Origin of the sequence: Cupriavidus lacunae (assembly GCF_003353055.1) — a bacterium.
In the GTDB taxonomy this organism is placed as follows: domain Bacteria; phylum Pseudomonadota; class Gammaproteobacteria; order Burkholderiales; family Burkholderiaceae; genus Cupriavidus; species Cupriavidus lacunae.
In genome coordinates this window covers 1-6,519 of record NZ_QKWJ01000168.1, presented here as the reverse complement: position 1 = coordinate 6,519, position 6,519 = coordinate 1, and the positions used below count along the sequence as shown (strand labels likewise).

Annotated in this window: 3 protein-coding genes and 1 pseudogene; all 4 read left to right on the top strand. The window is 66.1% G+C overall.

Annotation, left to right across the window (positions count from 1 at the left end; translation table 11 throughout):
- Positions 1-578: 578 nt before the first annotated feature.
- A complete protein-coding gene (locus DN412_RS41855; RefSeq protein ID WP_115216854.1) occupies positions 579-2,060 on the top strand; it encodes an aldehyde dehydrogenase family protein in 1,482 nt (493 codons plus the stop codon).
- Between the two features lie 222 nt (positions 2,061-2,282).
- Positions 2,283-2,948, top strand: coding sequence for a haloacid dehalogenase type II (locus tag DN412_RS41850; RefSeq protein WP_013956691.1), 666 nt, complete (start codon positions 2,283-2,285; stop codon positions 2,946-2,948).
- 28 nt (positions 2,949-2,976) lie between these two features.
- Positions 2,977-4,266 (top strand): NAD(P)/FAD-dependent oxidoreductase, encoded by a 1,290-nt coding sequence (locus DN412_RS41845; RefSeq protein WP_115216855.1) that lies wholly within the window; start codon positions 2,977-2,979, stop codon positions 4,264-4,266.
- 74 nt (positions 4,267-4,340) lie between these two features.
- Positions 4,341-5,943, top strand: a pseudogene (locus tag DN412_RS41840) (ABC transporter substrate-binding protein).
- Positions 5,944-6,519: the final 576 nt, after the last annotated feature.

Genomic DNA, 6,519 nt, shown 5'->3' with positions numbered 1-6,519 from the left:
GCGCGGTGGCACTGTGGCCATCGATGCGCAAAGTGATGGCGGGACGGTCGGATTCTGCCAGCCGCATGAATCGCGCAGGCAGTGGGGGAGCGTTGTCGGGCATGGCGGCGGCTCGGCGTTGGTGGAAACAAGGGTCTGACCCGACTGACAGAATGGGCTTTGCGGACTTCACAACAGGCAGGTCTTTGCCTCAAGCTTAGGGCGGGTGGCACATGGCGTGGTGTTGCATTTAGGGGACTGAACGAAGCACGCTGCTGTTATGCGGGCCGTGGCAGCAGAATGTTTGGCAGGAGGCTATCAGCAGCCTGGCGCGCGGCCGGCCAAGGCTCTCCAGCCAGTCGGCGCAGTACATGGCGATGTGGTGTGGTGACCGATCGGACTTGTCCTGGACGAAATCGTCGCGTGGAGCCAGAGCGCGCTCGGGTTTATCCGGAGGATGCAAGAATCGTCCGCCGAGGGTGGCAGTTTCGCAATTCGATGCGGTAGCGCGGTCCGTAACGGAGACAAATGCTGAGCCTTCTTGTCTAGCATGGAGGCATGAATCCACTATCGGTGCCGACCTGCGGCGCCCGTCCTCCGTGCAAATATTCGACCCCCAGACTGTCTCCGTTCCCTCGGGCCATTTCATTGGTGGACGGCTCGTGCCTGATGCCGGCCGCATCCCCGTGCGGCGCCCCTCCGATAACCAGGTGCATGCCGAGCTGCCGCTGGCTGACGCTGCCGCCGTGGATGCGGCGGTGCAGGACGCGTGGAAGGCCTGGCGTACCAGCGACTGGGCGCGCCGGGCCCCGCGCGAGCGGGCGCGCGTACTGCGCCGCTGGGCCGACCTGATCGAAGCGGATGTGGCGGGCTTGGCGCCGCTCGAAGCAGTGTGCTCCACGCGCCCGGTGCGCGCTGCCTCGGCTTGGGATGTACCGTTCACCGCCGAAGGCATGCGATTCTTCGCCGAATATGCCGACAAGGTCGGCGGGGACGTGGCGGCCACGCAGCACGATCATCTGGGCATGGTGGTGGCCGAGCCATATGGCGTGGTGGGGGCGATCACCCCGTGGAATTTCCCGCTGGTGATGGTGTCGTGGAAGGTGGGCGCGGCGCTTGCCGCTGGCAACGCGGTGGTGCTCAAGCCTTCCGAGCTGACGCCGTTCTCCGCCGTGCGCCTGGCCCAACTGGCGATTGAGGCGGGCGTGCCGCCGGGCTTGTTCAACGTGGTGCAGGGCGACGGGCGGACCACGGGCGATGCGCTCACGCGCCACCCGCTGATCTCGAAAATGACCTTTACGGGATCGACGCAAACGGGCGCCGCGATCATGGCCAGTTGCGCGTTGCACGGCCCCAAGCCAGTCACGCTGGAGCTGGGCGGCAAGAGTCCGCAACTGGTATTCGATGATGCGCCGGACCTCGATCGGCTGGCTGGCATCATTACCGGTGCCATCACCGGCAATGCAGGCCAGGTATGCGTCGCGGGCTCGCGCCTGATTGTGCAGCGCGGCATCGCCGAGGCGCTGGTCGAGCGCATCGGGGCGCGCTTTGCCGCGATGCGGCCCGGTGCGACCTGGGATGACGCGGCGACGCTGCCGCCCATCATCTCGGCAGCGCAGGCGGCGCGCATCCTCGACATCGTCGAGCGCGCGTGCGGCCCGGGCGCGCAGGTGCGCAGCGGCGGCGGGCTGTTCGACGGCGGGCCGGGCGGCGCATACTTCCAGCCCACGCTGATCGAAGGCGTGCGCGCGGACAATCCTGCGGTGCAGGAGGAAATCTTCGGTCCGGTGCTCACGGTGCAAACCTTCGACGACGAAGAAGAGGGCCTGGCGCTCGCCTCGCACGAGCGTTACGGCCTGGCCGCCGGCGTACACACTGCCGATATCGGAAGAGCGCTGCGCGCCATGCGCGGCATCGCCGCCGGCACGGTGTGGATCAACCGCTACGGGCGCAGTTCGGATTTTGTGATTCCCACCGGCGGCTACCACCAGTCGGGCATCGGAAAGGATCTGGGGCGCCAGGCCGTAGAGGCGAATTTGCGCTTCAAAAGCGTGCTGATCGATTTCGCTGCGGCGCGTTAGCGGTGCCTCATCACTCGCCTGCGCACCCCTGCGGTGCCGACCGCATGACATGCCGCGGGACCCATGACAAACCGCAGTTTCGCCGCGTGCCACGGCCTCATTTCCATATAAACGCTGTGCGGCCGCGTGCTTTAATCCCTTCGAAATAATTCTGTCGCCTGCGCCGGACAATGCGCGGCTCCACCCCGGTCGCCGACCGGAAAACCCTGAGGATCAGAGACCATGACCTTCCGTCCCAAGTACGTGACCTTCGACTGCTATGGCACGCTTACGCGTTTCCGCATGGGCGAAATGACGCGCGAACTGTTCGCAGATCGCATCCCTGCCGAGCAGATGGAGCAGTTCATCGCCGACTTCAGTGCCTACCGTTTCGACGAGGTACTGGGCGACTGGCAGCCCTACGAAGTGGTGCTGAAGAACGCCGTGCGCCGCCTGTGCAAGAAGTGGAAGATCCAGTACTTCGACACCGATGGCCAGCAATACTATGACGCCGTGCCGACGTGGGGCCCGCATGAAGATGTGCCCGCCGGCCTGGCCAAGGTGGCCAAGGAGATTCCGCTGGTGATCCTGTCGAACGCCTCGGACGCCCAGATCCAGAAGAATGTGGCCATGCTCGGCGCGCCGTTCCACCGCGTCTACACCGCGCAGCAGGCCCAGGCCTACAAGCCGCGCCTGAAGGCCTTCGAGTACATGCTCGATTCGCTGGGCTGCAACCCGGAGGATGTGCTGCACGTGTCGTCGAGCCTGCGCTACGACCTGATGTCGGCCGACGACATCGGCATCGTTAACAAGGTTTTCGTGAACCGTGGTCACGGCCCGGGCAACGCGGCGTACCGCTACACCGAGATCCAGGATATCGGTGGCCTGCCCGGCGTCGTCGGCCTTTGAATTGAGCTTCCACAGTTCCGTCCCCACCATGAAGCTTGATTCCTACTGGAACGATTCGGTGCCTACACTGGTACTGGACGCGCACAATCTGCCGCCGCAGGTCGATGTGGCCATCATCGGCGGCGGCTTCACGGGGCTCTCGGCGGCGCTGGCGCTGGCGCGGCGTGGCGCCAGCGTGGTGGTGCTGGAGGCCGGCGTCACCGTGGCGCCCGAGGCCTCGGGGCGCAATGGCGGCCATGTGAACAACGGGCTGGCGGTGGACTATGCGGAGCTGGCTGCCAGGGTGGGCGTGGAACGCGCCCGCGGCTGGTACCACGCCTATGACGACGCGGTCGATACCGTGGAGCGCATCGTGCGCGACCAGGGCATTGCCTGCGACTTCCAGCGCAACGGCAAGCTCAAGCTCGCCACCAAGGCTCACCAGATGGACGCGCTGCGACGCAGCGCCGAGCGCCTGGTCGCCGACGGCGTGGATACCGACGTGGAAATTCTCGACGCGGCGTGCGTGCGTGCCGAGGTGCAGAGCGAGCGTTTTCACGGCGGCCTGCTGTACAAGCGCAGCGGCCAGATGCATATGGGCCGCTTCGCGCAAGGACTGGCCGTGGCAGCACAGCGCCACGGCGCACAGATCCACACCGGCACCTGCGTGCGCCGCATCGAGCGTGTGCAAGGCCAGGTGCACCGCCTGCACACCGCGCGCGGCACGGTGCTGGCCCGGCAGGTGCTGCTCGCCACCGGGGCATCGCGCCACGGCGGCTACGGCAGCTTCGGCTGGCTGCGCCGGCGCATCGTGCCGATCGGCAGTTTCATCGTGACCACGGAGCCGCTGGGCGCCGAACGCGCCAGGGCACTGCTGGCCAAACGCCGTACCTATGTCACGGTGGCGAACATTCACCATTACTTCCGCCTCACGCCCGACCACCGGCTGGTGTTCGGCGGCAGGGCGCGCTTTGCCGTCTCCAGTCCGCAGCAGGATGCTGCCAGCGGGGAGATCCTGCGCGCCGGCCTGGCCCAGATCTTCCCGCAGCTCGGCCACGTCCGGCTCGACTATTGCTGGGGCGGACTGGTCGACATGACGCAGGACCGCCTGCCGCATGCCGGCGAGCGCGACGGCCTGTTCTACTCCATGGGCTACAGCGGCCACGGCACGCAGATGTCGGTGCACATGGGCGAGCGCATGGCTGCGGTGATGGCCGGCGACGCGGCTGCCAATCCGTGGCGCGAGCGCGACTGGCCCGCCATTCCCGGGCATTTCGGCCCGCCGTGGTTTCTGCCGGCGGTGGGCTTGTACTACCAGATCAAGGACCGGCTTGCCTGAGCTTTGCGCACCTGCTGAGCTTTCGCCGCGATCCCGCTGTTTCCCTCTCAGAATAATCAGGAGCACAACCAACCATGAACGATAGCGGTAACGAGTTCGAGAACATTGTCGGCCCCGGCGAAAGCCTTCGTGTGATGGATCTGCTCAAGCGCGGCGCCACGCGGCGTGACGTGCTGGCGATGCTCCTGGCGGGCGGCATGCAGGCCACGCTGGCCGGCAGCCTGGCCGGCGTGGCCGCCAATGCCCATGCAGAGACGCCAAAGCGTGGTGGCCGCATCCGCGTGGCCGTCGCCACGGGAGCCGCCTCCGATACGCTCGATCCGGCCAAGCAGTCGAACCAGAACGACTACGTGCGCTGCAACATGGTCTACAACGGGCTGACCTCGCTCGATAGGAGCCTGACGCCGCGGGCTGCCCTGGCCGAATCGTTCAACACCACCGATGCCAAGACCTGGGTCTTCACGCTGCGCAAGGGCGTGACCTTCCACGACGGCAAGGCGTTGTCCCCGGCCGACGTGGTGTATTCGATCATGCGCCACAGGGACCCCGCCACTGCTTCCAAGGCCAAGGTGCTGGCCGAGCAGATCGAGAGCGTGAAAGCCACCGGCCCGAACGAGGTCACGGTGGTGCTCACCAGCCCCAATGCCGACCTGCCGGTGATCCTGGGCACCTTTCACTTCCACATCGTCAAGGACGGCACCACCGACTTCAGCGCCGGCATTGGTACCGGACCCTACAAGATCAAGGAGTTCAGGCCCGGCGTGCGCACGCTCGTGGTGCGAAACGGCGCCTACTGGAAGCCCGGCAAGCCCTATCTCGACGAAATCGAGTTCGTCGGCATTGCCGATGACAGTGCGCGCGTCAACGCGCTGCTGTCGGGCGGGATGGACCTGGTGGCCATGGTCAACCCCCGCGCCGTGGCCCGCGTCAAGGGTACGCCGGGCTACGCCATCCTCGTCACGCAATCGGGGCAGTACTCAGACCTGATCATGCGCAAGGACGTGGGTCCTGGCACGAGCCCGGACTTCTTGATGGGAATGAAGTACCTGCAAGACCGCGAGCAGATGAAGAAAGCTATCGCGCTCGACTATGCGATGGTCGGCAACGACCAGCCGGTCGACCCCACCAACCGCTTCTTCTTCATGGATTTGCCGCAGCGCGCCTTCGATCCGGAGAAGGCGAAGTACCATTTCCGCAAGGCCGGCGTGACGGGCAAGGTGCCGGTGGTGACCTCGCCGGCCGCGCTGTATTCGGTGGAGATCGCGACGGTGCTGCAGCAGACCGCGCAGCGTGTCGGCGTGGACATCGACATCAAGCGCATGCCTGCCGATGGCTACTGGTCGAACCACTGGCTCAACAGCCCCGTAGGCTTCGGCAACGTCAACCCGCGCCCCAGCGCCGACACTATCCTCACGCAGTTCTTCAAGTCCGATGCGCCGTGGAACGAATCGCGCTGGAAGAACCCCAAGTTCGACCAGCTGCTGGTGGCGGCGCGGGGCGAAACCGATACCGCCAAACGCAAGCAGTNCCATGATCCACGAGGATGCAGGCATCGGTATCCCGCTGTTCCTGGCCAGCATCGACGGACATTCATCGAAGCTCAAGGGCTTGTCACCGATCCCGCTGGGTGGGCTGATGGGCTATTCGTTTGCTGAGAACGTCTGGCTGGATGCCTGATCTGGAAGGTGGCGGGAGTGCGGTAGCCTTGGGTGCAGCGTGCTCCCGCAAATCCGGGGCGACGGCGCGGCCTTCTGGCGTGGGTAGCCAAATGCGCCCGCCATCCCACCACAACCCGTATTGAGGACGCTTGCGACGAGCTAGCGTTCCGCCGCCGTGCCGCCAAGGCGCGGCCCTATCAAGCGACCGGCGCATGCCGGTCGCTTTGCATTTGAAGCCTCGGCGCCGCTGTTCTTGCGCGAGCAGGGCAAGCCACTAGCTGAAGGCAAGGGGCGAGGTCGCGACTATTCGAATGGTTTGCTGGAGAAGCCCCGCGCGCCGATGACGGCGTGACCACCGCGACTGTTCCCGGCCGGCGCGTGCCGGCACCGCGCCGGCCGGTTGGTGTCATCGCTGCGATCACGCCACGCCGTGAGAGGGGTCAGGCGGTGGCAGCGGCGGCACCAGTTTCGGTCCCGCCGTCGATATGCAGATCGACTTCGTCGATCCAGCCCCGCCGCAACTCGGGGACCGAGCGCGCCAGCAGGGCGTAGTAGGGGTGATGGGGTCCGCGGTCGTAGTCCTCGTGCGCGACCT

Bases quoted from the DNA above. Each gene is read 5' to 3' on its own strand.
- DN412_RS41850 (WP_013956691.1), top strand. From the start codon at position 2,283: ATGACCTTCCGTCCCAAGTACGTGACCTTCGACTGCTATGGCACGCTT.
- DN412_RS41845 (WP_115216855.1), top strand. From the start codon at position 2,977: ATGAAGCTTGATTCCTACTGGAACGATTCGGTGCCTACACTGGTACTG.